We start from the raw sequence: 24,934 nt of genomic DNA, 5'->3' as shown, positions 1-24,934 counted from the left end.
GGCGATTCTCGGGCATCGCCCGAGAATCGCCGAATCGCCGGGTCTGTCCCCGCTCAGAGCTCGATGCTCTCCTCGACGAGCATGACGGGGATGCCGTCGTCCACGGGGTAGAGGACGCGGCCGTCCTCGCGGACGAGGGCCTCGCGCAGCTCCTGGGCCACGGGCTGGCCGCCGCGGTTGCGGAGCGTGCCGCTGCGGATCTTCGCGTTGAGGGCGTCGAGCACGGCGGGCGCGGCGAGCGCCACCGGCTGCCTCGTCTCGGGGCAGACCAGGATCTCGAGCAGGTCGGCGCTGACGGTCGGCACCGGGGTCTCCTTCCCTCTAGCGGAGGACGCTCGACGAGTAGTCGAGGATGCGGCGGGCGATGATGAGCTGGTTGATCTGCTGGGTGCCCTCGTAGATGTCGTTGATCTTGGCGTCGCGCATCCACTTCTCGACCAGGAGCTTCTTCGAGTAGCCCTGCGGGCCGAGCAGCTCGACGGCCTTCTGGGTGATCTTCGTGACCACTAGCCCCGCCTTGGCCTTCGCCATCGAGGCCTCGAGGTTGTTGCGCTGGCCGCGGTCGAGCATCTTGGCCGCGCGCCAGGTGAGCAGGCGCGCCGCCTGGAGCTCCGCCTCCATCTCGATCACGTCGCGCTCGATGGCGGTCTGCTCGCGCGGCGGCGCGTCGTAGCGGATCGCGACGCCCTGGCGCTCGAGCTCCTCCTTCACGAAGTCGAGCGCCGCACGCCCCACCCCCACCGCCATCGCGGCGACGATCGGCCGGCTCGCGTCGAAGGTCGCCATCGCGCCCTTGAAGCCCTTGTCGCCCTCGCCGGGGCCCTTCTTCTTCACCTCCGCCTTGCCGAGCAGGTTGTCGGCCGGCACCCGGCAGTCCTCGAGCACCAGCGTGGCGGTGTCGGAGGCGCGGATCCCGAGCTTCTTCTCGCAGCCGACGACCTTCACGCCCGGCGTCCCCGCCGTCACCACGAAGGACTTGATCCCGGCGCGCCCCGCCGACTTGTCGACCGTGGCCCACACGACCACGATGCCGCCCTCGTACTCGAGCGCGCCGTCGCCGGCGGTGCAGAAGATCTTGGTGCCGTTGAGCACCCATTCGTTGCTCTTCTCGTCGAAGACGGCGGTGGTCTGGATCGCGGCGGCGTCGGAGCCGGCCTGCGGCTCGGTGATCGCCATCGCGCCCCACTTGGGCTCGCCGGTGCGGAAGGGCGCGAGGAAGCGCTCGCGCTGGGCCGGCGTGCCGGCGGCCGCCACCGCGGAGCCGCCGAGCAGCGGGCTCGGCGTGCGCAGGTACAGGCCCGCGTCGCCCCAGCACAGCTCCTCGGTCTGCACGCACACGGTGACCATGCCGTCGCCGGGGCCGGCCTCGGTCTTGCCGGCCTTGCCGGTGGCGCGGTCCCACATCGGGCGCACGTACTCCCAGGGCATCTCGTGCTCCTGGTCGTCGTACTTGCGCGAGATCGGCCGCATGTGCCGGAGCGCGATCTCGTGCATCTCGTCCTTGCCCGAGACGGTTGCGGGGTTCGGCTCGAAGGAGATGGCCATGGCTTTCCTCCTCTCTCTCGTCTAGACCAGCGCCAGCGCTTCGAACGACGCGAAGCCGCGCGCGTTGCGCAGGTGCAGCTCGGGCAGGTAGTCGCGGATGTAGCCGTGGCCGCCGAGCACCTGCACGGCGCCGTCCGCCACGTCGAGTGCCGTGCGCGCCGCCTGGCGGCGCGCGAGCAGCGCCTCGCGGGTGGCGTCCTCGCCGCGATCGAGCTTCCAGGCCGCCTCCCAGGCCAGCAGGCGCGCGCCGTCGATCTCGATCGCCATGTCGGCGAGCTTGAAGGCGATCGCCTGCTTGGTCGCCACCGGCACGCCGAACACCTGACGCTCCTTCGCGTAGTCACGGGCCACCTCGAAGGCGGCCCGAGCCACACCGACGGCCATCGCCGCCATCGCCACCCGACCCTGGGCCACGAGCCGGCGCAGGTCGGCGCGCGCGAGCCGGGCCCCTTCCGGCACTCGTACGCTCGAGAGTGTCAGCTCCGCCGTCGGCAGCGCGGCGATCCCCATGTTGCGCTCGCGCTCGGCGCGCAGCCCGGCGGCGTCGCGCGGCACGACGAAGAGCGCGGGGGCGCCGCCCTCGCTCGCCACCACCAGCGTCTCGCTGCCGCCGTCGAGCCAGGGCACGAAGCACTTGGCGCCGTCGAGCACGAAGCTGCCGCCGTTGCGGCGCGCGGTGGTGGCGGGCCGGAAGGGATCCGAGTCGAAGCGCGGCTCGACGACCGCGAGCGAGCCCGGCACGAAGCTCGCGCCGACGAAGCGCCCGAGCGACTGCTGCTGCGCGCCGTCCCCCCACTCGGCGATCGGCAGCGCCGAGAGCCCCGGCGAGAGGATCGCCAGCGCGATCGCCAGGTCGCCCCAGGCGAGCTCCTCGGCCACCAGCGCGCCGGTCACCGCGCTGCGCTCGCCGCCGCCGCCCGCCGCCTCCGGTAGCGCGTTGGCCACGAGCCCGAGCTCGTGCGCCGCCGCGAGGACCTTCTCGGGCAGCTTCGCCGCCTCCTCGCACTCGCGCGCCACCGGCCGGACCTCGTTCTGGGCAAAGTTGTGCACGGTGTCGATGACGAGCTGCTGCTCGTCGGTCGGCTGGAAGTCGATCATGTCAGACCCTCTCGATGATCGTGGCGATGCCCATCCCACCACCGATGCACATGGTCACGAGGCCGCGCGCGAGGTCGCGGCGCTCGAGCTCGTCGAGGACCGTGCCGATCAGCATCGCACCCGTCGCGCCGAGCGGGTGGCCGAGCGCGATCGCGCCGCCGTTCACGTTGACGCGCTCGGGGTCCATGTCGAGGTCGCGCATGGTCTTGAGCGGGATCGCCGCGAAGGCCTCGTTGATCTCGACGAGGTCGATGTCGCGGATCGTCATGCCGGCCTTCTTCAGCACGCGCTGCGAGGCGGGCGTGGGGGCGGTCAGCATGATCACCGGCTCGTCGGCGGCGGTGGCCATCGCGACGAAGCGCGCGCGGGGGCGCAGCCCGTGCGCCTTCGCGTAGTCCGGCGACGCGATCAGCACCGCCGCGGCGCCGTCCACGATGCCCGACGAGTTGCCGGCGTGGTGGACGTGGTGGATCTCGCGCACCTCCGGGTAGCGGGTCTTGGCCTTGGCGTCGAAGGAGAGGGTGTCGCCCTTCTGCACGTAGCCGCCCATGCCTTCGAAGGACGGCGCCAGCTTGGCCAGCGACTCGAGCGTGGTGCCGGCGCGCGGGTGCTCGTCGCGCTCGAGCGCGATCGCCCCGTCCGGGCCGCGCACCGGGATCAGGCTCTTGTCGAAGCGCCCCTCCTTCTGGGCGAGCGCGCAGCGCTCCTGGCTGCGGGCCGCGAAGCGGTCGAGGTCCTCGCGCGAGAAGCCCTCGATCGTCGCGATCAGGTCCGCGGAGATGCCCTGGGGCACGAGCGGGTGGAGCTCTCGCACGCGCCGGTTGTGGCCGTCGAGGCCGGCCCCGTCGCTGCCCATCGGCTGGCGCGACATCGACTCGACGCCGCCCGCGACGACCAGGTCCTGCTGGCCGGCCATCACGCCCAGCGCGCCGAAGTTCACCGCCTGCTGGCCGGAGCCGCAGAAGCGGTTGAGGGTGACGCCGCTCGCCGTCCTCGGGTCCCAGCCCGCCGCGAGCACGGCCATGCGCGCGATGCAGGCGCCCTGCTCGCCCACCGCGGAGACGCAGCCCGCCACGACGTCCTCGACGTCGCGCGGATCGAAGCCGTTGCGCTGGCGCAGGGCCTCGAGCGTCTGCGCGAACAGCTCCTGGGGATGGACGCCGGAAAGCGACCCCGAGTCCTTCTTGCCGCGGCCGCGCGGGGTTCGCACCGCGTCGACGATCCATGCATCGCCCATTCGAGCTCACCTCCGATTCGCAGAGCCCGCTGCCGGTCGTCCGGAAACGGGGCCGATCGTTCGGGAACGGGGTCGTCTCGCGCATTCCGCAGCGTCGGCAGCGGGTTGGCGAGACCCCGGAGCGGGCGGATGGTAGCCGCCACCTGGGCACTGCGCCGGACACGGGCCGTGCTCGCGCTGCGCGCTCGGAAGGGGCCCCAGAAAACCGTTGACGCCACGATCGGAACGTCCTAAAGACAGGCCGCCCGCGGGTCGGAAGCAGCAGCATCGGCGTCGTCAGGGTCGTTCGGGAGGGGCGTTCGCGGGGGCGTTCGCTGCGCGCCCCGCGACCCGGACGACGGGCCGACCGGGGCGCGATGCGCGTTCGTGGCTCCTTCGTGGAACTCTGCCGCGACGTGCCGGGGGACACTCCAGCGTGAGCCCGATCGAATTCCGCCGGAGGGCAGGGGCGGGCTGGCGGATCCAGCCGCGCCTTCGATTCTTGCGCCAGCGGGTCGCGGAGGTGGCCTGCGCCGCCGCGCTCGCCGCCGGCCTCGTGCTCGGCGTGCCGGGTCCGGAGCAGGTCGCCGCGCAGGCGACCTCGAGCGAAGCCGCGAAGAGCGCCCAGGAGCAGGCCTGGCGCGAGGGCACGCCCGGTCCGAAGCAGCCGATCCCGTTCAGCCACGCGCTGCACGCCGGCCAGTTCCAGCTCGACTGCCTCTACTGTCATTCCGGCACCGATCGGTCCGCCTCGGCCGGCGTGCCGTCGGTCGAGACCTGCATGGGCTGCCACGCGCAGTTCGGCCAGGACCTCGAGGGCGTCCAGATCCTGAAGCAGCACTGGGACGAGAAGCGCACGATCGAGTGGGAGCAGATCCATCGGGTGCCCGAGCACGTGCAGTTCCGGCACAACCGGCACATCGCGGCCGGCGTCGCCTGCCAGACCTGCCACGGGCCGGTCCAGGAGATGGACAAGGTGTCCATGACCGCCGACACCATCTGGTGGCCGTGGCTCTTGCCCTCGCAGAAGCTCGAGATGGGCTGGTGCGTCGACTGCCACCGCCAGAACCAGGCGTCCACGGACTGCCTGACCTGCCATTACTAGGGAGGGGGCGCCCGGGATGCCCGAGCTCGATCGACGTGAATTCCTGAAGGTCGTGGGCGCCAGCGCGGGAGCCGCCGCCACCGCCGGCTGCTCCGACCCCGTCGACAAGCTGATCCCCTATCTGGTCCAGCCCGAGGTGATCACGCCCGGGATCCCGGTCTACTACGCCTCGAGCTGCCTCGAGTGCCCGGCCGGCTGCGGCCTGCACGTGAAGACGCGCGAGGGGCGCCCGATCAAGCTCGAGGGCAACCCCGATCACCCGGTGAACCGCGGCGCCCTGTGCGCGCGCGGCCAGGTCGGTATCGGCCGCACCTACCACCCCGACCGCTTCGCCAAGCCGATGAAGCGCGGCGCCGACGGCCAGCTCGCCGCGATCGAGTGGGACGAGGCGATCGCCCTGCTCGCGGCGGAGCTCGGGAAGGCCGGCAACCGCACCTGGATGCTGGGCGGGCAGACCGGCCCGGCCGCGAGCGCCGCGATCGACCGCTGGCTCGAGGCGGTGGGCGCCGGCGGCCGCGTCGTCTACGAGCCGCTCGCGCCCGAGGCGCTGGTCGCCGCCACGAAGACGCTCTTCGGTGTCGAGAACCAGCCGGTCTTCGACCTGTCGGGCAGCGACCTCGTGGTCGACTTCGGCTCCGACTTCCTCGAGACGGGCCTCTCGCCGACCGAGCACGCCCACCAGCTCGCTTCCGCGCGCGACGTCGCCGCCGAGGGCAAGCGCAAGGCGCGTTTCGTCTACGTGGGCCCGCGCCTGTCGATGACCGGCTCGAACGCCGACGAGTGGCTGGCCGCGAAGCCGGGCACCGAGGGCCTGCTCGCGCTCGCGCTCGCCAACGTGGCCCTCGGGAGTGGCGGGGGCACCGAGGCCGCCCGCACCGCCCTCGCGCCGGTGCTCGCGCGCTTCGACGCCGCCTCGGTGGCGCAGCAGACGGGGGTCCCGGCCGACGCGATCACCCGGCTCGGCAAGGCGCTCGCGCAGGCCCAGGCGCCGGTGGCGCTGCCGCCGGGCGCCGCCCTCGCGAGCCGCCGTGCCACCGCGACCTGCGGCGCCGTGCTGCTGCTCGACTGGGCGCTCGGCGCGATCGGCGGGGCCGTCACGTGCCCCGCCGCCGACGGCCGCCGCCAGCCGAGCTACCGCGAGACGCTGGCGCTCGTCGACCTGATGAAGACCGGCAAGGTGGGCGCGCTGCTCGTCCACGGTGCCAACCCCGCGTACTCGCTGCCTCCGTCGGCGGGCTTCGTGGAGGCGCTCGCCGAGGTTCCCTTCGTCGTGAGCTTCGCCTCGATGCCCGACGAGACCAGCGCGCACGCGCACCTGATCCTGCCCGATCACACGCCGCTCGAGTCCTGGGGCGACGTCTCGCCGCGGCCGGGGGTGCGCTCGCTCGTGCAGCCCACGATCCGCCCGCTGCGCGACTCGCGGGCGCTCGTCGACACGCTGCTCGACGCCGGCCGTGCGCTCGGCGCCGAGGTCGCGGCGCGCCTCCCGGCGGGCAGCTTCCGCACGATCCTCGAAGAGACCTGGACGGCGGCGGGCGCCGACTTCCAGCAGGCGCTCGCGCGGGGCGGCGTCTTCGCCGACACGCCGCACGCGCCGGTGTCGCTGGCGGGTGACGCGCTCCAGCTCGAGGTCGCCGAGCCGCTGCTCGAAGGGAGCGGCGAGTTCGCGCTGCTCGCGGCGCCTTCGCCGCTGCTCTACGACGGCCGCGGCGCCGACCTGCCGTGGCTGCAGGAGATCGCCGATCCGGTCACCAAGGTCACCTGGACCTCGTGGGCCGAGCTCAGCAAGAAGGCTGCCGAGAGGCTGGGGGTCGCGTACGGCGACGTGATCGCCGTCGAGACCGTGGCCGGCAGCGTCGAGGTGCCGGTCTTCCCGCGCGGCGGGATCCGCGACGACGTCGTCGCGATCGCGGTCGGGCAGGGCCACACGGTGGGCCGCTGGGCGACGCGCGACGGCGAGCGGCGCGGTGTCAACGTGATCGACATCCTCCCTTCGCTCACCGACGAGTCCGGCGGGCGTGCCTGGCTGGTCGCGAAGGCGAGCGTGCGCAGGACCGGCGGGCACTTCCGCTTCGCGATCGACCAGGACAGCCAGGACCAGCGCGGGCGGCGGCTCGGGATCGCGGTGCCGCTCGCGGCGCTCGCCGGGGAGGCGCCGCCGGCGACCCCCGGCGGCCTGGCCGGCGCGACCGGCGCCCGGCAGGCGGCCGCCGTGATGGCCGCCCTCTACCACGAAGCGCCGGCGGCGGCGGCAGCCCCGGAGGCGCCGGCCGAGGGGCACGGCGCGGGCAGCGAAGGGAAGGGCGAGGGCCACGGCAACGGCCACGGCGGCGGACACGAGCACGTGCTGCTCCGGCCCTTCGACCCGTCGAAGGACTCGAGCCCCGAGGTCGCGTACCGCTGGGGCATGACGATCGACGTCGACCGCTGCGTCGGCTGCGCCGCCTGCGTGGCCGCCTGCTACGTCGAGAACAACCTTCCGATCGTCGGCGAGAACCAGGTCCGCAGCGGCCGCATCATGGGCTGGCTGCGCATCGAGCGCTGGATCGGTGACGGCTCGCTCGAGGGCGGCGAGGGCCTCGACCCGATCATCCCGGACTACGAGAACCTCCCGTCCGTGGACGTGCGCCACGTCGCGATGCTCTGCCAGCAGTGCGGGGCGGCGCCCTGCGAGCCGGTCTGCCCGGTGATCGCGACCTTCCACAACGAGGAAGGCCTCAACGGGATGATCTACAACCGCTGCATCGGCACGCGCTACTGCGCCAACAACTGCCCGTACAAGGTCCGGCGCTTCAACTGGTACGACTACCAGATCGAGAACTGGCCCGAGCCGATGCCGCTCATGCTCAACCCGGACGTGACGGTGCGTGGCCAGGGAGTCATGGAGAAGTGCACCTTCTGCGTGCAGCGCGCCGCCGCGGCGCGCCAGACCGCGAAGGACGAGAGCCGCCCGATCCGGGACGGTGAGTTCACGACCGCCTGCGCCCAGGCCTGTCCCACGCAGGCGATCACCTTCGGGAACCTGAAGGACCCGGCGAGCGCCGTGGTCCAGAAGTCGGCCGATCCGGTGCGGAGCTACCACTCTCTGCACGAGCTCAACACCCGGCCCGCGGTCACCTATCTCGCCCAGGTGACGCGCGGACCGGTCGAGGGGTAGGGGATGACGCCTCCGCCGCCGCCCGCCGCCGGCTCCGTCGCCGCCATGATCCGGCCGACGCCGCAGCACGCGGACCCGCAGACCAACCAGGACATCCTCTCGGTGTTCCTGGAGCGGCCCGGCCTCGGCTGGCTGCTGCTCCTGGGTCTGTGCCTCTCCGGTCTGGTCGCCGGCGCCGTCACCTGGATCTACCAGATCTACGTGGGGCTCGGGATCGCCGGCTACTCGCACCCGATCTTCTGGGCCGCCTACATCGTCACCTTCGTGTTCTGGGTCGGCATCGCCCACGCCGGCACGCTGATCTCGGCGATCCTCTACCTGTTCCGGGCCAAGTGGCGCAACGCCATCAACCGCTCCGCGGAGGCGATGACGATCTTCGCGGTCTTCACCGCCCAGCTCTTCCTCGGCATCCACATCGGCCGGATCTGGAAGGCCTACTTCATCCTCCCGTACCCGAACCAGCGCGCGCTCTGGGTGAACTTCAAGAGCCCGCTGCTCTGGGACACCTTCGCGATCAGCACCTACACGCTGATCTCGATCATCTTCTTCTACGTGGGCCTGCTGCCCGACCTGGCGATCGCCCGCGACCGCACCACCGGCTGGCGCCGGCTGCTCTACGGCGCGCTCTGCCTCGGCTGGCAGGGCACGGCCCGCCAGTGGAAGGCCCACACGCGGACGGTCCTGCACCTCTCGGGCCTCGCGACGCCGCTCGTGCTGTCGGTGCACTCGGTCGTGTCCTGGGACTTCGCGATGGCGCTGGTGCCCGGCTGGCACGCGACGATCTTCGCGCCCTACTTCGTGGCCGGCGCGATCTTCTCGGGCTTCGCCATGGTGCTCACGGTGATGATCCCGGTGCGCCGGATCTTCGGCCTCGAGCACCTCATCACCGACTACCACTTCGAGAACATGAGCCGCTTCCTGCTGCTGACGAGCTGCATCGTCGGCTACGCGTACGGGATCGAGTACTTCATCGCCTGGTACAGCGGCGTCGAGGCGGAGCGCACGAGCTTCTGGCTGCGTGCCTTCGGCCCGTACTGGATCTCCACCTGGATCATGATCATCTGCAACGGCGTGGTTCCCCACGTCTTCTGGTTCAAGAAGGCGCGCACCCACGTCCCGACGATCTTCGTGGTCTCGACGCTGATCAACATCGGGATGTGGTTCGAGCGTTACGTGATCATCATCACCGGCCTCTCGCGGGAGTTCAATCCGGCGGTCTGGGGCCACTACACGCCGCAGATCGCGGAGCTGCTCATCATCGCCGGGAGCTTCTCCTTCTTCAGCACGGCCTTCCTGATCTTCCTGAAGCTCTTCCCGGTGATCGCGATCTCCGAGGTGAAGGAGCTCGAGATCCACGCCCGCAGCCACGCGCACGGCGCGCAGTCGGAGGCGCACTGAGATGCCCACCCTGGTCGGGGTCTTCGACGATCCGCAGGACGTCGCCGAGACGGTGAAGCGGCTCAAGGGCCGCGGCTTCGCCAAGCTCGAGGTCTACTCGCCGGCCCCCTTCGAGGAGGTGGAGCTGGCGGTGGACCCGAAGCCGAGCCGGGTGCGCCTCTTCACCCTGGTGGGCGGCCTGCTCGGGGTCGTCACCGGCTACGCGATGACGATCTGGATGTCGCTCGACTGGCCGATCGTGATCGGCGGCAAGCCCTTCGCCGCGATCCCCACCTACACGGTGATCGCCTTCGAGCTCACCATCCTGTTCGGCGGCATCTTCACCCTGCTCGGGCTGCTGGCGGTGGGGCGCCTGCCCTCGCTGAAGCTCGATCCCGGCTACGACGCGCGCTTCTCGGGCGACGAGTTCGGCGTCGCGGTCGAGGTGCCCGAGCGCGACGTGAGCGAGGTCGACGGGCTCATGCGCGCGCACCACGCCAAGGAGGTGAGCCTTGTCCCGGCCTAGCCCCCGGTGGCGCGTCGCCCGCCTCCAGGGCGCCGTCTTCGCGGTCGTGACGCTCGTCTCCACCGGCTGCTGGGAGCAGTGGTCGGACTCCTGGTGGCCCCAGATGAAGTGGCAGCGGGCGGTGCAGGCCTTCGAGCTCCAGGGCCGGCCCGGCGACCCGGATCGCCAGCTCGGCAACCTGGTGCCGCCCGAGGGCAGCGTGCCGGTCGGCCAGCCCTTCCAGATCAGCACGGCCACGCCGGCCGAGGGTGCCGCGCTCGCGAATCCGACCGCCCCGAGCCTCGCCTCGCTCGACAACGGCAAGCGGCAGTTCACCGTCTTCTGCGCGCCCTGCCACGGCCCGGCCGGGCTCGGCGACGGGCCGGTCGCGGGGCCGCCCTACGGCAAGGGGCCCTTCGTCGGCGTGCTCCCGATCGCGGGCCCGATCGGCAAGGCCCTCACCGGCGCCTTCAGCGACGGCCACCTCTACACGGTGATCGCGCAGGGCGTGCGGCGCATGCCGAGCTACCAGCGCATCCCGTCGAGCGACCGCTGGGACATCGTGAACTACATCCGTTACCTGAACGGCCAGGTGCCCGGCCCGCAGCCGGCCCAGACGGCCGCGCTCGCCGCTCCCGCCGCTCCCGCAGGACCGGCGGCCCCGGCCGCGCCCGCAGGACCGGCGGCCCCGGCCGCGCCCGCAGGACCGGTGGCCCCGGCCGCCTCGGCCACCCCCGGAGGTGCCCAGTGATCGCCGCCCCGCTCGTGACCGAAGAGGTGCGCCCGCGCCCGATCCCGGGCCTGTGGCTCGCGATCTGCCTCGGCCTGGTGGCGCTCGGCGTGATCGCCTTCGTGGTCGGCCTCGGCTCCGACGCCGACACCGCGTGGCGTGCCTTCCACGTGAACTACCTCTTCTTCGGCGCGCTGGCGCAGGGAGCCGTCGTCGTCGCGTGCTCCTTCACGATCGTGGGCGCGCGCTGGACGGGCCCGGTGCACCGGCTGGCCGAGGCGCTCGGCGCCTGGGTGCCGCTCACCGTGGTGCTCTTCCTGGTCTCCTGGCTCGGCCGCGAGAGCGTGTACTCGCCCTGGCTCCACGGGGCGCCGCCGGGCAAGGAGGCGTACCTGAACGCCGCCCGCCTGTTCTGGATGGACCTCGCGATCTTCGTCCTGCTGGCGGTGCTCTCGCTCGCGTACCTCTACTACTCGATCCGCCCGACGCTCGGCCCGGTCGCCGAGGGTGGCGGGTCCGGGCTCCTGCGCCGCTGGGCCGCGGGCTGGCAGGGGGAGGCCGCCGAGGTCGAGCGCTGCGGGCGCAAGACCCGCGTGCTCGCGCCGATCCTCTGCCTCTCCTACGCCCTCGGCTGGAGCTTCATCGCCTTCGACCAGGTGATGTCGCTGTCTCCCACCTGGTACTCGAACCTGTTCGGCGCCTACGTCGCCTGGGGCGGCTACCTCGCCGGAGTCGCTGCAACGGCCCTCGTGGCCGTGCTGCACATCCGTTCGCCCGGGCTCGAGGGGGAGATCACCAAGGCGCGCATGCAGGACCTCGGCAAGATGATCTTCGCCTTCTCGATCTTCTGGATGTACCTGTTCTTCTCGCAGTACCTGGTGATCTGGTACGCGAACCTGCCCGAGGAGACGCAGTTCTTCGAGGCGCGCCTCGGCAGCCAGTTCCTGGTCGACAAGTCCGGGATCAACGAGCTGTACCTGATCCAGACCTGGGGCCTCGACAAGTTCTGGGAGCGGCTCCGCGAGCCCTACGTCAAGATCAGCCTCTTCGTGTGGGCGTGCCTCTGGATCGTGCCGTTCTGGGTGCTGCTCGGGCAGCGGCCCAAGCGCACGCCGGCGATCCTCGGCTCGGTCGCGGCGATCATGCTCTTCGGGTTCTGGCTCGAGCGCAACGTGCTGGTGTGGCCCTCGCTGGTGCCCGCGGATTCGTGGTCTTGGCTGGGCTTCGTGCAGGTCGGGATCGCGGCCGGCTTCCTCGGCGCCTTCGCGCTGGTCTTCCTGCTCTTCAGCCGCCGGCTGCCCTCGCTTCCGGTGCCGAAGCGCTCGTAGCCCGCGGGGCTTCCGCAGGGCCGGGCGCTAGCTTCCGCTCGTGAGCGCCGTCGGCCTGGAGCGATCCGAAGTCCGCTTCCCGCTGCGCCCCGGGCGGGGGGAGGTGGCGCTGCACGCGAGCGGGTTCCGGCACCCCGCCTCGTCCTGGACGCGTGCCGAGCGCTTCACCGCCTACCGCGACGTGACGCATCTCCAGGTCGGATCCCGCCAGCTCCGGATCGGGACCCGGCAGGGGGTGTGGATCCTGCCCCGGGCGTGGTTCGTGGAGGCCGGCGGCGCGGAGCAGCTCGTGCGCGCGCTCTGCGAGCGGATCGCGGCCGCGCCGGACGGGCGCGCGCAGCTCGCCGCGATGGCCGACGCCGAGGAGCTCCTCCACGAGCCGCGCCGCCTGCGCGTGGCGCCGGGGGTGGCCGCGCTGTGCATCGGGGTGTTCGGGCTCGGCCAGTGGCTCGGCCCGATCGTGCACCACGCGGGCTTCATGAGCCCGCTGCTCGCGGCGGACGGCGAGCCGTGGCGGCTGCTCACCGCGAACTTCCTGCACGCCGACGGGACGCACCTGACCCTCAACGTGTTCGGGCTCCTCGCGCTCGGCGCGCTCGTCGAGCGCCCGCTCGGCGCGCTGCGCACGGTGCTCGTGCTGGGGATCTCGGGGGTGGCCGCGACCGCCAGCGCCTGGCTCGCCGGCTACGACGCGCTGGTCGGCGCCTCCGGCATGGTGGCGGGGCTCGCGGGCGCGCTGCTCTGGCTCGAGCTGCGCCGCGCCGAGCTCCTGCCGGCGGGCTGGCGCATCCCGCGCCGGGCCTTCCTCGCTGCGCTCGCCGCCGACGCGCTCCTGCCGCTCGCGCTCCCGATCGTGGCAGGGGCCGCCCACGTCTCGGGCTTCCTGGCCGGCGCGCTCGCCGCCGGCCTGTGCGCGGGCCGCGGGCTGCGCCGCGAGCCCATGCGACCCGACGCGCTGCTCGCCGTCGGCCTGGTGGCCGCGATCGTGCTGGCCTCGCTCGTGAGCGCGGGACGCCTGGTGTTCGGGACCTCGGCCTGGGAGGGGCACGCCGAGCGCCTGCTCGAGGCCGAGCGGCCGCCCGCGCTGATCCTGAACGACGCCGCCTGGCTGATTGCCACCGCCGACCATCCGAGCGAGCGCGCGCTTACGGGCGCCGTCGAGCTGGCCGAGCGCGCCGTGCGAGCGACCGGCGGCCAGGACCCGAACGTCCTCGACACGCTCGCCGAGGCGCAGTGGCGCACGGGTGACGAGCGTGGCGCGCTCGACACGATCGACGAGGCGATCGCGCTCCAGCCCGAGGAGCCCTACTTCCGCGAGCAGCGCCGCCGCTTCACCGGCGAGCGCGCCGCCGCCGACCGTCCCGAGCCGCCCGAAGGCTGGCTCCCTCCCGCGGCGCCGGTTCCCGCACCCTGGGAGCATTCCGAGGAGCCGGGCGTCTCGATCTGAGCGGTCCCGCGGCGGACCCCCTCCGGATCAGCCGCCGCCGCTGAAGGAGTCGCAGTCGTCGGCGACGACGACCCGGCCGTGGTAGGCGGCCTCGACCGAGGTCTCGAGCTGCTCGTCGAACATCGGGGGCGGGCGCAGGCGGGTCAGCACGAGCAGCGGCACGCCGGCCCGCTCGGCGAGCACGCCGGCGTCGGCGGTCGCGAGGTGCAGGGCGGCCTCGCGGCGCAGCCGCTCGGCGTCGGGGTCGCCGGCCTCGATCACCGCGTCGACGGGCGCGCGGAAGAAGCCCTCGGTGGCAAGGAGCCCGGCTCCGCGGGCGAAATCCGCGACCGCCTCCGGCTCCGGCCCCGCGCCGGTCACCACCAGCGCGAGCGCGGCCGCCGGGCCCTCGGCCGGGCGCTCGAAGCGCCAGGCGAGGCTCGGGAGCGGCCGCGCGCCGGCGTCGCCGGCCCGCACCACGACGCCGTCCTCGCGCGTCTCGCTCCAGCCCGCCGTCGCCTCGACGACCTCGAGCGCTGCGCCGGCGGCCGGCAGCCCGACCTCGCGGGCGAGCGCCTCGATCGCCGGTCCCTGGGCGGCGCGCACGGCGTCGGCCAGGGCCTGCGTCCCGGGCGGGCCCACCAGCCGCAGCGGCGTGCTCCGCGCCGACAGCCAGCCGGTCAGCAGCAGGTCGTCGACGCCCAGGGTGTTCTCGGGCAGCAGGCTCGTCAGGTAGAGCGTGTCGGGCTGGGAGGTGCGGATCGCGCAGCGGCGCAAGGCCTCCGACACCCCGCGCCCGGCGTCGACCAGCGCGATGCGCGTCGCGAGGCCCACCGCGGTGACCGGCCCGAGCCGCCGCGGGTTCTCGTAGGCGCTGCCCGTCCCGACCGTCACCAGCGTCAGCGTCTCGAAGCGCCGGTCCTCGAGCCACGCCACGTCCTTCGCGAGGTCCTGGAAGCGCCAGGTCGCCCAGACCGAGAAGACGCTCGCGACCAGCGCGAGGAGGCCGAAGCCGAGGATCAGGAGCCGGGCCGTCATCCGTCGAAGACGACCGTCTTGTTGCCGTACACCAGGATGCGGTCCTCGAGGTGCCCGCGGACGGCACGCGCCAGCACCAGCTTCTCCAGATCGCGGCCCTTGCGGATCAGGTCGGAGACCGAGTCGCGGTGCGAGCAGCGCGCCACGTCCTGGTCGATGATCGGCCCCTCGTCGAGATCCGAGGTGGCGTAGTGTGCGGTCGCACCGATCAGCTTGACGCCGCGCTCGTGCGCCTGGTGGTAGGGCTTGCCGCCCATGAAGGCGGGCAGGAAGGAGTGGTGGATGTTGATGATGCGCGCGGGGTAGGCCGCGATGAACTCGGGCGAGAGCACCTGCATGTAGCGAGCGAGGACGATCAGATCGATCCCGAGCGCCTCGATGCGCGCGATCTCGCGCTGCTCCTGGGCGCGCTTGGTCCCGGCCGTGATCGGGTACACCTCGAAGGGGATCCCGAACTGCTTCGCCACCGGCTCCAGATCCGGGTGGTTGCTCACGATCAGGGGGATCTCGCAGGCGAGCTCGCCGCCGCGCTGGCGCAGCAGCAGGTCGTAGAGGCAGTGGTCGTAGCGGGAGACGAACAACGCCATCCGCTTCGGGCGCTCGGCGAGGGCGAGCCGCCAGCGCATCGTGAAGCGTTCCGCCGCCTCCCGGATCGCCGTCTCGAGCGCGGTGCGGTCGGTGTGGATCTGCGCGAGGTCGAAGCGGATGCGCTGGAAGAACATGCCGGCCACCGGGTCGGTGTGCTGATCGGCGTCCAGGATGTTGGCGCCGTGGCCGTAGAGGAGCTGCGCCAGGGCGGCCACGATCCCGCGCCGGTCCGGGCACGAGACGAGCAGGGTGGCGATCGCTTCGCGGGGCGGGCCCGGCATGGCGCGGCGCAGTCTAGCCGCTGGTTGCGGGATCGGGCCGGGGGGCGAAGAGCGTGGTACCGTGGGGCCCGACAGGGGGTCTCACTCACTCCCGAGTTCCGTCCCGGCCGACATGGGGTCGGTCGTGCGGGGCGCCCCGCGGCGGCGGGCGCGGCGACTGCCAGCACCGCGGGACCCGATGCAGAGTCTGGGCTCTGCTGGGTGTGTCCCACGCCGAGACGAGGAGGTGATTCGGTGGGAAAACGTCATGACACTACGGCGAGTGAGGTGGCGGCGTCCTGATCGCCGTACCGAATCGCTGATGCAGTCTCGGTGATTTGCTCGGGACACGACGTCCCAGCGCCACCGACCCCGGGAGCGCGGAGCCGTAGCCGCTGTGGGATCCGAGGTCCACGGACCCCGGATCTGCTCCCGGGGTTCCTGCACCGCGCAGCGAGGCGGAGCCGAGCGGAGCCCATCGGCCGCTCCCGCGCTGGCAACCAGCCCCCGGCGTATACTTGCCGCCCATGCCCGGCGTGCCTGCTCCCAACCGCGACCCGCTGACGCCCCTGACCCTCCTCGAGCGCACCGTCCGCGTCTTCCCGGAGAAGCTCGCCGTCGCCTACGGCGAGCGGCGCTGGACCTGGGCGGAGTTCGGCGCCGAGATCGCGCGCATGGCCGGTGCGCTGCGCCGCGCAGGGGTCGAGCCCGGGGATCGCGTCGCCTTCCTCGCGCCGAACGTGCCGGAGCTCCTGGCCGCGCACTTCGCCGTGCTCCAGCTCCACGCAGCGCTGGTCGCGATCAACACGCGCCTCCAGGCCGAGGAGGTCGGCTACATCCTCGAGCACTCGGGCGCGAAGGTCGTGATCGTCGACCCGGAGCTGGCTCCGGCGGTGGCGGGGATCCCGCAGCCGCTCGCCACGCGCCCCACGCTCGTCAACCTCGAGGACCCCGTGGCCGGGGTCACCGGCAGGCCGCTGGACGGCCCCACCTGGGAGGAGTTCGCCGCCGGCGCCGAGCCCGTCCCGCTCCGCAACGACCTCGACGACGAGGACCGCGTCACCTCGATCAACTACACCTCGGGCACCACCGGCCGCCCGAAGGGCGTCCTCTACACGCACCGCGGCGCCTACCTGAACGCGCTCGGCGAGATCATCGTCCACGGCCTCGACCGCGACTCGGTGTACCTGTGGACGCTGCCGCTCTTCCACTGCAACGGCTGGTGCTTCCCCTGGGCGGTGACGGCGGCGGGCGGCACCCACGTGATGCTGCGCCGGGTCGACCCGCCCGAGGTGCTGCGCCGGATCCGCGCGCACGGCGTCACCCACTTCAACGGCGCGCCGACCGTCCTGCTGATGCTCGCCGAGCACCCCGATGCCAAGGGCGTGCGCTTCGACCCGCCGGTCCGCGTCGCGACGGGCGGCGCGCCGCCCTCGCCGACCCTTCTCGCCCGCATGGAGGCGCTCGGCGTCCGCGTGATCCACCTCTACGGCCTCACCGAGACCTACGGCCCCCACGTCTACTGCCAGATCCAGCCCGCCTGGGAGGGGCTCGACGTCGAGGCGAAGGCGCGCGTGATGTCCCGGCAGGGCGTGCCGTATCACGTGGCGACGCACCTCCGGGTCGTCGACGAGCAGATGCAGGACGTCCCCGCCGACGCCGCCACGCTCGGCGAGGTGGTGATGCGCGGGAACAACGTGATGAAGGGCTACTACCGCGATCCGGAGGCGACCGAGAGGGCCTTCGCCGGCGGCTGGTTCCACTCGGGCGACATCGGCGTCGTCCACCCCGACGGGTACGTCGAGCTGCGCGACCGCAAGAAGGACATCATCATCTCGGGCGGCGAGAACATCTCGACGATCGAGGTCGAGCACACGATCGTGAAGCACCCGGCGGTGCTCGAGTGCGCGGTCGTCGCGATGCCGCACGAGAAGTGGGGCGAGGTGCCGAAGGCCTTCGTCACGCTGCGTCCCGGCGCGAGCGCCAGCGCGGAGGAGATCGCCGCCTTCTGCCGCGAGCGCCTCGCGCACTTCAAGTGCCCGAAGGCCGTCGAGTTCGGGGATCTGCCCAAGACCTCGACCGGCAAGATCCAGAAGTTCCGGCTGCGCGAGAAGGAATGGGCCGGCCGCGAGGGGCGCATCTACGGCGGCAAGGGCTGAGCGGGCCGGGCCTCGATGGCCGGCCGGCGGGGAAGCGCTAGAACCGGGTTCGGCGGCTGCCCTGATGGACGAAGGCGAGCTCACGGTCTGGACCCTCGGGCACTCGTCCCGGACCCTCGACGAGTTCCTCGAGCTGCTCCGCGCCAACGGGATCGAGGCGATCGCCGACGTGCGGCGATATGCGGCCTCGCGCAAGCACCCGCACTTCGCGGGCGAAGCGCTCCGCGGCGCCCTCGCGGAGATCGCAGTGGAGTATCTGCCGCTGCCGGAGCTCGGCGGCCGGAGGCGCCCGCGCCCGGACTCGCACAACACCGCCTGGCGCAACGAGTCGTTCCGGGGCTATGCGGACTACATGGAGACCGACGCCTTCCGCGCGGGCCTCGCGCGCCTGCTCGAGCTGGCCGGCCGCCGGCGGACCGCCGTCCTGTGCGCGGAGGCGGTCTGGTGGCGCTGCCATCGCTCGCTGATCGCCGACGCCCTGAAGGCGCGCGGCGTTGGCGTTCGACACATCCTCGGCGGGAAGCGGACCGAGTCCCACCCCTACACCTCCGCAGCACGTCTGGAGGACGGCCGGTTGTCGTATTCCGCATGACGGGGAGGCCGGCCGCCATGAAGGACGAGGTCCCTCCACATGCTGCCTCGCTCATCGCTGCCACAGCTCGGCAGCGCTCGCGTCGGCCGCGGCGTCGCTGACGAGCCGGGGCGGGAGTGCGGCGGCGGCAGCGGCGAAGGCGGCGGCAGCGGCGTCGGTCCGGCCCGCGACGTAGAGGGCGCCGGCGCGCTGGAGGAAGGCGCCGCCGGCTCCGGCGCGCGCGGCGTCGACCGGCAGCGCCGGCCAGAGGGGATCGCCCGCAGCCGCCGCGGCGCGCAGCGACTCCGCGAAGCGGACCCAGGCGAGCCCGACGAGCGGGTCGACCTTGCCGCGCCGGCCCCCCGCGTGGCCGCGCGTGGCGAGCGCCTCGAGCACGGGGCGGTCGTCGCTGTTGCGCGGCACGCCGGCGAGAACGGGGGCGAGCGCGGCGAGGGGACCCACGTAGAGCGCCCAGGGGCCGAGCGGGTCGGCGATCCAGCGGTCGCGCTCGCCGCGCCGGCCGAGGGCGGCGGCAGCGGCCGACACCGCCGCCGGGTCGGGCGGCGCTCCGGCGAAGCCGACCAGCGCGACGATCGGGAAGCTCCCGAAGAAGTCGCCGCGGAAGACCGCGCTGGCCGGGAACGCGTCGAGGAAGGTCGCGGCGATCGTCTGCAGCTCGGGGAGCGAGAGCTGGTAGAGCGGGAGCCACTGGCAGAACACGCCCTGCGGGCCGAGCCGTGCGCGCACCGCGCCGAAGTGCTCGCGGGCATAGAGCGCACCGGCCCCTGCGTGCCAGGGTACGAACAGGTCGCCGATCACGACGTCGAAACGCTCCTGGGTGTTGCGCAGGAAGTTGCGGGCGTCGTCGAGCACGACGGTGGTTCGCGGATCGGTGTAGACGCCGCGATTCGCGTCCGCGAACCAGCGTGAGCCGGTGCGGGCGACGGCGGGGATCCGCTCGACCAGCGCCAGCGAGCCGATCGGGTGCGCGAGCGCCGCCCCCGCGCTGATCCCGGTGGCCGAGCCGGCGTGTGCCACGCTGCGTGCGCCGGGCGCCAGGAGCAGCGCGAGATGCGCCTGCCGCTCGTGGTGGACGCGCTCGGCGGTGCCGCCGAGGGCGTAGTGGCCGTCGACCCGGATCAGCCGCTCGCCGTCCCGCTCGATCACGGCGACGACCCCGGCCGCACCGGTCTCGGCCGCGCGCACGCGCTCGCCCGGCGCCGTCGCGGTGAGCGGCACGGCCGCCGGCGAGGCGAGCCCGGCGACGGCGAGCGCGCCCGCTGCGAGGCCGGCGGCCCGCGCGCCCCAGCGCCCCCGGGCGGGATCGGGAAGCGCGAGGGCTGCCAGCGCCCAGGCCGCGGCGATCGGCAGGAAGGCGAGCCAGGGCCCGAGCGCGGGCAGGAGCACCCAGGGCGCCAGGAGGGCGCCGGCGATGGCGCCGAGCGTATTGGCGGCAGCGAGGCGGCCGAGGAGCGTGCCGGGCGCGGTGCCGGCCGGCGCGCCGCGGGCGGCCTCGACGAGCAGCAGCGGGTACACCGCGGAGCCGGCCAGCAGGAGCGGCCCGGCGCTGGCCGCGACGGTGGCGAGCGCGGCGGCCAGGTACGGGAGCCCCGGCGCGCCGGCGCCGACGTAGCCGAGCCCGCCGGTCGCCCGTGCGAGCCAGGCGGGGAAGGCGGCGGTCGCGAGCGCGGCCAGGGCGAGCGCCGCGCCGAGCGCGGCGCGCACCTCCCCCCCGGTCCGCCGCGCCAGCCAGGCGGCGGCCGCGCTGGCCAGGGTGATCGCGAGCAGCACGGCGACGAGCACGGCGCCGAAGGCGAAGCTCGACTGGTTCAGGACCTGCGCGAAGGCCTGCACGAGCAGCACCTGCGCGGCGAAGGGAGCCAGGCCCGAGAGCAGCGCGAGCGCGAGCGCGGCGCCCGGCGCGAGGGCGCCGCCGGGCCCGCTCGCGGTCGCGGCCCGGCGCTGCCGCTTGCGCGGCGCCGCCTCGACCTCGCTCGCGCCGCCCCGGCCGGCGCCCGCGCGGCGCGCCATCGCGAGCGCGCCGCCGCCCGCGGCGAGCAGCGCCGTGATCGCCAGGGCATAGGTGGCGCGGACCCCGATCGCGCCCGGCAGCCAGAAGGCCGCCAGCGCGGTGCCGGCGGCGGCCCCGAGCGTGTTGCCCGCGTAGAGCGCCGTCGCGCGCGCCCCGAGGCGGGACAGGGCCGGAGCCGCGGCAGCACCGATCGCCGGGAAGGTGGCGCCGAAGCAGGACGCGGCGGGCAGCGTGGCGGCGAGCGCCACCGCGAAGCGCGCGGCCGTGAGCGCCGCGGGCGCCGTGCGCAGCGCGTCGTAGGCCGGCGCGAGCGCGAGCTCGCCGAGCCGCAGGAGCAGCGGGACGCCCGCTGCCGCCAGCGCTGCCGAGAGCTCGAGCCGGCCATACACCGCGAGCGGAACGCGCCAGCCGGGCGCCCGGCGCGCTGCCCACCCGGCTCCGAGCGCGTGCCCGGCGAAGAACGCGACCAGCGTCGCCGAGGCGGCCGGCGCCGTCGCGCCGAGCAGGAGACCGAGCCAGCGCATCCAGATCGTCTCGACCGCCACCGCGCCGAGGCCGGAGAGCAGGTAGAGCAGGAGGAGACGCCGCAAGGGCCCTCAGCGCCCGCGCGCCCGGACACCGACCCCGATCTGCCGCAGGAGCCCGGCTGCGATCGTGCTCAGCACCGGCCGGCCTCGGCGAGCGCGCGCTCGACGAGCGCGACGTCCGCCGGCACGTCCACCGGGACGCTCCGCCAGCCTTCGATCACCGCGACGCGGATCGCATGGCCGTGCTCGAGCGCGCGCAGCTGCTCGAGTGCCTCGATGCGCTCGAGGGGGGTCTGCGCGAGGCGCACGAACTCGAGCAGGAAGGGCCGCCGATAGGCGTAGAGGCCGACGTGCTGGAGCCAGGGGGTGCCGGACGCGCCGCCGGCGGGCTCGCGCGGAAAGGGAATCCGGCTGCGCGAGAAGTAGAGTGCGCGCCCGCGGCGGTCGAGCACCAGCTTGACCCGGTTCGGATCGTCGAGGCCCTCGGGCCCTGCGGGATGGGCAACCGTCGACATCGCCGCGCCGGGGTCCTCCTCGAGCGCGGCGACGGCGGCGTCGATCACCGGCCCCTCGATCAGCGGCTCGTCGCCCTGGATGTTGACGACCAGGTCGGCCTCGACGCCGGCGGCGGCCTCGGCGATGCGGTCGGTGCCGGTCGGGTGGTGGGCGCCGGTGAGCACGGCCTCGGCGCCGAAGCCGCGGCAGGCGGCGGCGATGCGCTCGTCGTCGGTCGCGACGAGCACCCGCCCGAGCCGCCTCGCGCTGCACGCGCCCTCCCACACCCGCTGGACCAGGGGCTTGCCGGCGATCGGCGCCAGGGGCTTGCCCGGGAAGCGGGAGGCCGCGAAGCGGGCGGGGATGACGCCGACGGCGCGCACGCGCGCATGCTAGCAGCCGGACCCCCTCCGCCGGCCGCGCAGCACGAGCGCCGCGCGCGATCGGGCCGGCGGCCGGCGCGCGTTCCGATTACATTCGGGCTCGTGACGCCCCCCAGCCCCGAGCCCGGCCCCGGCCGCGTTCTCACCGTCTCGTCCAACAAGGGCGGGGTGGGGAAGACCACCCTCGCCACGAATCTCGCGATCTACCTGCGCGCGCTCCACGAGGAGCTGCCGATCCTGATCCTCTCGCTCGACGACCAGGGGATCATCGAGCGCATGTTCGGCCTGGGCGCCCGCCCGCCCGGCGACGGCAACGTGAAGCACGGCTGGGCGGAGCGCAGCTTCGAGCGGATGGTCCACCTCGGCCAGTACGGGGTCCACTACGTGCCCTCGGCGCCCGACTCGGCGCTGCTCAAGGCGCGCGCCGAGGATCCCCACACGCTGCGGCGCATCCTCGAGCGCACCGAGTGGCCGGGGCTCGTGATCCTCGACACCAAGAGCGACCTCGAAGGCCTGACCCGCAACGCGCTCCACGCGGCCGACCGCGTCCTCGTGCCGGTCGCCGACCGGGCGTCGCTCGAGGAGGCGGGGAAGGTCTTCGCGATCCTCGCGCGCGCGGGCTTCCCGGACCGCGCGCGCGTGGTGCTGACGCTGGTCGACCGGCGCACCCACCTGGAGTCGACCGGCGAGGAGCTGGCGGAGCGGCTGCGCGACGAGGTGCTCCGGCGTGGCTGGCCGATCTGCCAGGCGTCGATCTCGCGCAGCCCGCGGGTCGAGGCGCTGAACTCCGAGGGCGGCGAGCCGCTCTCGATCCTGCACGCGGCGCGCGGCACCAGCGTGCACCGCGAGCTGCGCGAGCTGGCCGAGGAGGTGGCCAAGGACCTCGGCCTCGGCCCGGGCGGGCGCCTGCCCCGCAGCGTGCCGCCGCGCGCAGCGGCCGGCGCACGCAGCGCGATCTCCGACTTCAAGGCCGCGCTGCTCCGCAACCGCTTCCGGCTCTAGACGCGCAGGACCACCGCTGCCGGCAGGTCCGCAGGCCCCGGCGCGCGATTCCTCAAGCCGGCCGGCGGCCGAGCAGCGCGAGCCCGGCGAGCCCGACCAGGCCGAGCCCGAGCGCCGGGACCGTGCCCGGCTCCGGGACCGGGGCCGGCTCGAAGCTGAGGCCGTCGATGCCGAAGTCCAGGCCGCTGAAGACGGCGCGCCGGATCCCGCCGAGCTGCTCGAGGCCGAGGAAGTTCGTGCCCCACTGCGGCAGGTCGACGGTGCCGAGCACCCGGGATTCGAGCAGCAGGTTCGAATCGTCGTAGACGTCGAGGCGTACCGTGCTGGCGGTCACGCCCGTCACGAAGGCGCCGACGCGCAGCATCAGCGCGTCGAAGGTGAAGCTGACCGAGGCGGTGCCGGACGAGGTGAAGGCGCCGAGATAGGCGTCGCCGAGCGGGACGTCCGTGCCGTCGTTCACGACCCGGGTGCCGCCCCAGTTGTTCTGCACGTCGGTGCCGAGCGCGAAGTCGTGCACGAAGGGGCCGGCCGCCGCATAGCCGGGGTTCGGGATCGGGCTCGTGAGCGCGACGGCCGTCGCGAAATGGTACGCGCTCACCGTGCCGGGATGGAGCAGGCTCGCGCCGAGCCCGAGCGGGATGTTCGGGCCGGGCGTGAGGCCTTCGAAGCTCTCGACCTGCACGAGCGGGCCGAAGGCGCCGGCGCCGATCGGCGTGGCCGCGGCGCGGCCGGCGGCGAGCGCCAGGGCGGCGGCGGTGATCGTCGTCAGGATCCTCGTTCTCGACATGGGAGCTCGTCCTCCTGCTCTCCTCGGTCGCACGATGGCCTCGCAAGGGGCGTGCCGCCGCGCGTTGCTGCTTCGCGCGTGCGCAGGCCGGCCCGCCAGGAGCGCGCCGCCACCGGAGGTTCGCGGCGCGCCGCTTCGCGCGGCGCCGCACAGCCGGCAGGCGCGCGGTGACGGCGCGCGCCGTCGCGGCGCCGCAGATCGTCACCCTGTAATTGCGCATGGATCGTGGATGGGGGTGGCCGCGCTCGCGGCGGCCGCGGCCGTCGGCCCGGAGCGAGCGGCCGCCGCGCCGCCTCCTGCGGAGGTGGCTGGCGCGGCGTCCCTCCGCCATCCTGCCCCCTCTTCTGGAGGGTTGGAGATGGCGACCTTCGGGATCCTCGTCGGCGGCGGCCCCGCGCCCGGCATCAACGGCGTGATCGGCGCCGCCGCGACCGTGGCGCTGCGCCGCGGCGCCCGCGTGCTCGGCTGCCTCGACGGCTTCAAGTGGCTGATGGAGGGCGACGGCTCGCACGTGCGCGAGCTCGCCCTCGACGACGTCGCCGAGCTCCACCTGCGGGGCGGCTCGGTGCTCCACACCTCGCGCGCCAACCCGACCAAGAAGCCCGAGCACCTGGCGAACGTCGTGAAGACCCTCGTGAGCCTCGGCGTGGACCACCTGGTCACGATCGGGGGCGACGACACCGCGTTCTCGGCGCGCCGCGTCGCCGAGGAGGCGGCGGGCCGGATCCGGGTCGCCCACGTGCCGAAGACGATCGACAACGACCTGCCGCTGCCCGACGGGATCCCGACCTTCGGCTACGAGACGGCGCGCGAGCTCGCGACCACGATCGTCGAGAACCTGCTCGAGGACTGCCGCACCACGAACCGCTGGTTCTTCGTGGTGCTGATGGGCCGCAAGTCCGGCTCGCTGGCGCTCGGCGCCGGCAAGGCGGCCGGTGCGCCGATCACGCTGATCCCGGAGGAGTTCCCGGCCGGCCCGATCCGGCTCGACGACGTCGTGCGCACCCTCGAGGGAGCCGTGGTGAAGCGCCTCGCGCGCGGGCGCACCGACGGCGTCGCCGTGATCGCCGAGGGAATCGCCGAGCGGCTCGAGCCGAAGGACCTCGCGATCCTGGAGGCCGTGCCGCGCGACGAGCACGGCCACATCCGGCTCGCCGAGGTGCCGCTCGGGCGCGTGCTGCGCGAGGGGGTGGCGAACGCGCTGGCCGCGCGCGGCGTCAAGATCGCGACCGGCGAGAAGGACGTGGGCTACGAGCTGCGCTGCAACAAGCCGACCGCCTTCGACCGCGACTACACGCGCGACCTGGGCGCCGGGGCGGTCTTCGCGCTGCTCGACGGCCAGGCGAACGTGCTGGTCACGCGCCAGGCCGAGCAGATCGTGCTGGTCCCCTTCGCCGAGCTGATGGACCCGAAGACCGGCAAGACCCGCGTGCGCGACGTCGACCCCACCCACGCCTGGTACCGCGCGGCGCGCGCGCTCCAGGAGCGCGTCGAGGCGGAGGATCTCACGGACCCGAAGCGGCTCGCGGCGATCGCGAAGGCCGCGGGGCTCTCGCCCGACGAGGCGAAGACGCGCTACGCCCCGCTCTCCTGACCGGCTCCGCA

The 24,934-nt window shown here is 73.7% G+C and carries 20 protein-coding genes; 11 read left to right on the top strand and 9 right to left on the bottom strand.

Annotated features, from left to right (window positions below; genetic code table 11):
- Positions 1-53 precede the first annotated feature (53 nt).
- Genes OZ948_06445 through OZ948_06430 form a run of 4 tightly spaced genes read right to left on the bottom strand, consistent with a single transcriptional unit; the run spans position 54 to position 3,880 of the window.
- Positions 54-305, bottom strand: a complete 252-nt coding sequence (locus OZ948_06445) for a hypothetical protein (GenBank protein MEB2344359.1) — start codon at positions 303-305, stop codon at positions 54-56.
- Between the two features lie 16 nt (positions 306-321).
- Positions 322-1,545 carry an acyl-CoA dehydrogenase family protein gene (locus OZ948_06440; GenBank protein MEB2344358.1) on the bottom strand — a complete coding sequence of 408 codons (1,224 nt, stop codon included), beginning with the start codon at positions 1,543-1,545 and terminating at the stop codon, positions 322-324.
- Between the two features lie 21 nt (positions 1,546-1,566).
- A complete protein-coding gene (locus OZ948_06435; GenBank protein MEB2344357.1) occupies positions 1,567-2,643 on the bottom strand; it encodes an acyl-CoA dehydrogenase family protein in 1,077 nt (358 codons plus the stop codon).
- A 1-nt stretch (position 2,644) separates the two neighbouring features.
- Complete coding sequence (locus OZ948_06430; GenBank protein ID MEB2344356.1) at positions 2,645-3,880, bottom strand: acetyl-CoA C-acetyltransferase; 1,236 nt, start codon at positions 3,878-3,880, stop codon at positions 2,645-2,647.
- A 415-nt stretch (positions 3,881-4,295) separates the two neighbouring features.
- On the opposite strand from OZ948_06430, the gene OZ948_06425 reads away from it, so the two are divergent.
- The 7 genes from OZ948_06425 to OZ948_06395 are packed head-to-tail and all read left to right on the top strand — an operon-like array spanning position 4,296 to position 13,508.
- Positions 4,296-4,964 (top strand): cytochrome c3 family protein, encoded by a 669-nt coding sequence (locus tag OZ948_06425; GenBank protein MEB2344355.1) that lies wholly within the window; start codon positions 4,296-4,298, stop codon positions 4,962-4,964.
- A gap of 16 nt (positions 4,965-4,980) precedes the next feature.
- Entirely contained in the window at positions 4,981-8,121 is a 3,141-nt protein-coding gene (locus tag OZ948_06420) for a 4Fe-4S dicluster domain-containing protein (protein ID MEB2344354.1), read from the top strand.
- Between the two features lie 3 nt (positions 8,122-8,124).
- Positions 8,125-9,519: a polysulfide reductase NrfD gene (gene nrfD / locus OZ948_06415; protein ID MEB2344353.1), complete on the top strand. Its 1,395-nt coding sequence runs from the start codon at positions 8,125-8,127 to the stop codon at positions 9,517-9,519.
- Between the two features lies 1 nt (position 9,520).
- Positions 9,521-10,024 (top strand): DUF3341 domain-containing protein, encoded by a 504-nt coding sequence (locus OZ948_06410; GenBank protein MEB2344352.1) that lies wholly within the window; start codon positions 9,521-9,523, stop codon positions 10,022-10,024.
- Positions 10,011-10,754 (top strand): cytochrome c, encoded by a 744-nt coding sequence (locus tag OZ948_06405; GenBank protein ID MEB2344351.1) that lies wholly within the window; start codon positions 10,011-10,013, stop codon positions 10,752-10,754. The genes OZ948_06410 and OZ948_06405 overlap by 14 nt, the downstream gene beginning before the upstream one ends.
- Entirely contained in the window at positions 10,751-12,061 is a 1,311-nt protein-coding gene (locus tag OZ948_06400; GenBank protein ID MEB2344350.1) for a hypothetical protein, read from the top strand. Before OZ948_06405 ends, OZ948_06400 begins: the two co-directional genes overlap by 4 nt.
- A 40-nt stretch (positions 12,062-12,101) precedes the next feature.
- The gene (locus OZ948_06395) at positions 12,102-13,508 is read left to right on the top strand and encodes a rhomboid family intramembrane serine protease (protein MEB2344349.1); all 1,407 of its coding nucleotides are present in this window, start codon (positions 12,102-12,104) and stop codon (positions 13,506-13,508) included.
- A 27-nt stretch (positions 13,509-13,535) separates the two neighbouring features.
- On the opposite strand, the gene OZ948_06390 is transcribed toward OZ948_06395, so the two are convergent.
- Positions 13,536-14,525: a hypothetical protein gene (locus OZ948_06390; protein MEB2344348.1), complete on the bottom strand. Its 990-nt coding sequence runs from the start codon at positions 14,523-14,525 to the stop codon at positions 13,536-13,538.
- Positions 14,522-15,394 carry a formyltetrahydrofolate deformylase gene (gene purU, locus OZ948_06385; GenBank protein MEB2344347.1) on the bottom strand — a complete coding sequence of 291 codons (873 nt, stop codon included), beginning with the start codon at positions 15,392-15,394 and terminating at the stop codon, positions 14,522-14,524. The genes OZ948_06390 and purU overlap by 4 nt, the downstream gene beginning before the upstream one ends.
- Positions 15,395-15,900: 506 nt before the next feature.
- Between purU and OZ948_06380 the strand changes: the two genes are divergently transcribed.
- Both OZ948_06380 and OZ948_06375 read left to right on the top strand, forming a co-directional pair.
- A complete protein-coding gene (locus OZ948_06380; GenBank protein ID MEB2344346.1) occupies positions 15,901-17,532 on the top strand; it encodes an acyl--CoA ligase family protein in 1,632 nt (543 codons plus the stop codon).
- 64 nt (positions 17,533-17,596) lie between these two features.
- A complete protein-coding gene (locus tag OZ948_06375; GenBank protein ID MEB2344345.1) occupies positions 17,597-18,124 on the top strand; it encodes a DUF488 domain-containing protein in 528 nt (175 codons plus the stop codon).
- A gap of 51 nt (positions 18,125-18,175) precedes the next feature.
- Here OZ948_06375 and OZ948_06370 read toward each other — a convergent pair whose 3' ends face one another.
- Together OZ948_06370 and kdsB are read right to left on the bottom strand one after the other, a co-directional pair.
- A complete protein-coding gene (locus OZ948_06370) occupies positions 18,176-20,725 on the bottom strand; it encodes a hypothetical protein (GenBank protein ID MEB2344344.1) in 2,550 nt (849 codons plus the stop codon).
- 68 nt (positions 20,726-20,793) lie between these two features.
- On the bottom strand, positions 20,794-21,540 hold the full coding sequence (kdsB, locus tag OZ948_06365) for a 3-deoxy-manno-octulosonate cytidylyltransferase (protein MEB2344343.1): 747 nt from the start codon (positions 21,538-21,540) through the stop codon (positions 20,794-20,796).
- Between the two features lie 102 nt (positions 21,541-21,642).
- Between kdsB and OZ948_06360 the strand changes: the two genes are divergently transcribed.
- Positions 21,643-22,542: a ParA family protein gene (locus OZ948_06360; GenBank protein ID MEB2344342.1), complete on the top strand. Its 900-nt coding sequence runs from the start codon at positions 21,643-21,645 to the stop codon at positions 22,540-22,542.
- Positions 22,543-22,594: 52 nt separating this feature from the next.
- Here the strand turns inward: OZ948_06360 and OZ948_06355 are convergent, their stop codons facing one another.
- On the bottom strand, positions 22,595-23,329 hold the full coding sequence (locus OZ948_06355; protein MEB2344341.1) for a PEP-CTERM sorting domain-containing protein: 735 nt from the start codon (positions 23,327-23,329) through the stop codon (positions 22,595-22,597).
- Positions 23,330-23,687: 358 nt separating this feature from the next.
- On the opposite strand from OZ948_06355, the gene OZ948_06350 reads away from it, so the two are divergent.
- On the top strand, positions 23,688-24,923 hold the full coding sequence (locus tag OZ948_06350) for a 6-phosphofructokinase (protein MEB2344340.1): 1,236 nt from the start codon (positions 23,688-23,690) through the stop codon (positions 24,921-24,923).
- Positions 24,924-24,934 lie beyond the last annotated feature (11 nt).

The organism is Deltaproteobacteria bacterium (assembly GCA_035063765.1).
In the GTDB taxonomy this organism is placed as follows: Bacteria; Myxococcota_A; UBA9160; order UBA9160; family PR03; genus CAADGG01.
The sequence above is the reverse complement of the archived record's forward strand: the minus strand, read 5'-3'. Positions and strand labels throughout refer to the sequence as shown.

Coding starts and splice junctions, on each gene's coding strand:
- OZ948_06420 (MEB2344354.1), top strand. CDS start 4,981: ATGCCCGAGCTCGATCGACGTGAATTCCTGAAGGTCGTGGGCGCCAGC.
- OZ948_06410 (MEB2344352.1), top strand. CDS start 9,521: ATGCCCACCCTGGTCGGGGTCTTCGACGATCCGCAGGACGTCGCCGAG.
- OZ948_06380 (MEB2344346.1), top strand. CDS start 15,901: ATGCCCGGCGTGCCTGCTCCCAACCGCGACCCGCTGACGCCCCTGACC.
- OZ948_06435 (MEB2344357.1), bottom strand. CDS start 2,643: ATGATCGACTTCCAGCCGACCGACGAGCAGCAGCTCGTCATCGACACC.
- OZ948_06440 (MEB2344358.1), bottom strand. CDS start 1,545: ATGGCCATCTCCTTCGAGCCGAACCCCGCAACCGTCTCGGGCAAGGAC.
- purU (MEB2344347.1), bottom strand. CDS start 15,394: ATGCCGGGCCCGCCCCGCGAAGCGATCGCCACCCTGCTCGTCTCGTGC.
- OZ948_06355 (MEB2344341.1), bottom strand. CDS start 23,329: ATGTCGAGAACGAGGATCCTGACGACGATCACCGCCGCCGCCCTGGCG.
- OZ948_06390 (MEB2344348.1), bottom strand. CDS start 14,525: ATGACGGCCCGGCTCCTGATCCTCGGCTTCGGCCTCCTCGCGCTGGTC.
- OZ948_06375 (MEB2344345.1), top strand. CDS start 17,597: ATGGACGAAGGCGAGCTCACGGTCTGGACCCTCGGGCACTCGTCCCGG.
- OZ948_06350 (MEB2344340.1), top strand. CDS start 23,688: ATGGCGACCTTCGGGATCCTCGTCGGCGGCGGCCCCGCGCCCGGCATC.
- nrfD (MEB2344353.1), top strand. CDS start 8,125: ATGACGCCTCCGCCGCCGCCCGCCGCCGGCTCCGTCGCCGCCATGATC.
- OZ948_06430 (MEB2344356.1), bottom strand. CDS start 3,880: ATGGGCGATGCATGGATCGTCGACGCGGTGCGAACCCCGCGCGGCCGC.